Source organism: Propioniciclava sp. (genome assembly GCF_029977985.1).
Lineage (GTDB): Bacteria > Actinomycetota > Actinomycetes > Propionibacteriales > Propionibacteriaceae > Propioniciclava.
In genome coordinates, this window is the sequence record NZ_JARKOT010000273.1 from 1 (window position 1) to 1,376 (window position 1,376).

Annotated in this window: 1 protein-coding gene; it reads left to right on the forward strand. The window is 75.0% G+C overall.

What is annotated here, in order from left to right; all coding sequences use genetic code 11:
* Positions 1–1,350, forward strand: a 1,350-nt coding sequence (locus Q1K57_RS14700; protein WP_300083937.1) for a hypothetical protein, incomplete at its 5' end; no start/stop codon positions are given.
* Between the last annotated feature and the right edge of the window lie 26 nt (positions 1,351–1,376).

Below are 1,376 nucleotides of genomic sequence, written 5' to 3' on the forward strand. Positions count from 1 at the left end.
ACGACCAAGGGCGACGCCGGCCAGGTCGGCATCGTCCGGCTGTGCGGGGTGAGCGGCCCGGCCGCGGCCCAGGCCGAAGCGAACGCAGGCTTCGCCCAGCACCTGCTCGAGGTGATCAACGCCCACGCCATCGACGCGGACGACCCGGTGCCTGCCCACAAGGACCTGCTGCAGCTGGGGAAGGGCTACACCATCAAGGTCTCGTGGGCCTGGCAGGGCTGGCTCAAGACCGAGTCCCAGCCGGAGCCGCCGACGGTGCCGCCCAGCGGCGACTGGATCGACGGACCGCCCGTGTCGTACCGCTTCCGGACCGCCGACCACGCCGTGGTCACCGGCGCGCCGCCGGCGGAACTGGTCGACGAGCAGGCCTTCGACCCGCGCTCGCTGCTGCGCTACCTGATCGCGTTCGACCCCGAGACGGGGGCGGCGCCGCACCTGCTCGACGACACGCTGCTCGTCCACCTGGCCGTCGACCACGGCGACCAGCTGGCCGGGCTGTACGGCCGCGAGTTGACGTTGCGGCTGCGGCGCACCGACCCGCCGCCCGGCAGCATGGCCGACGTCCCGCACCCGCCGGACGAGGACCTGAGCGTCGAATGGGGGCCGCTGTTCGACATCTTCCGGTCCCGCGGCCAGAAGCGGTTCCTGGACGCGATCCGCGGGGCGCCCTGCCTGGAGGAGCCGTCCCTCGGCGGGACCACCGGCACGGTGACCGCAGAGCTCGTGCCCGGCGCCTGGTACGACCTGATCCTGCTGGCCACCCCCACCGGGCACCCGGACGCCGAGGACGCGGTGATCGCCCGGACGCACTTCCAGGCGTCCCGCTACCACGACGTGCCCGACCTGCTGGAGTCGCTGGGCCTCACCACCGACCGGACGTGGCCGATCATCGCCGGCGACGCGATCGTCACCGCCGCGCTGCCGTCCGGTTTCGTGGCCGGCGATGCCGAGCTGGACGCGGCGCTGGCCGCGGTCGGGATGGACCCGTGGCCGCTGCCGGACGGCGCCCGGACCAGCGTGCTGTGGCTGAACGACGCCGGCACCTGGAAGCTGGCCGGGGTGCTGCTGGAGGCTGCCGAGCCGATCCTGCGCACCGGCCGGACGGCGCTGGCCGTGACCGCGGCCAGCTACGGTCCGGTCGCGCTCACCCCGCGGCGGCAGAACCTCGCCGGCACCCGGGTGCTGCTGGCCCCGTCCGCGCCGGTGGCCGTGCCGACCGCCGCCGAGCTCAGCGTCACGCTGGCCAAGACGGTCACCGACCGCACCGGTGCGACCACCACCACCGCCACGACCGGCCGCCGCGCCGCCATCGGCGTCCCGCGCACCGTCTACGCCGAGGCCGGATCATGAACCGGTCGGGCGCGGGGGTCCGGGCG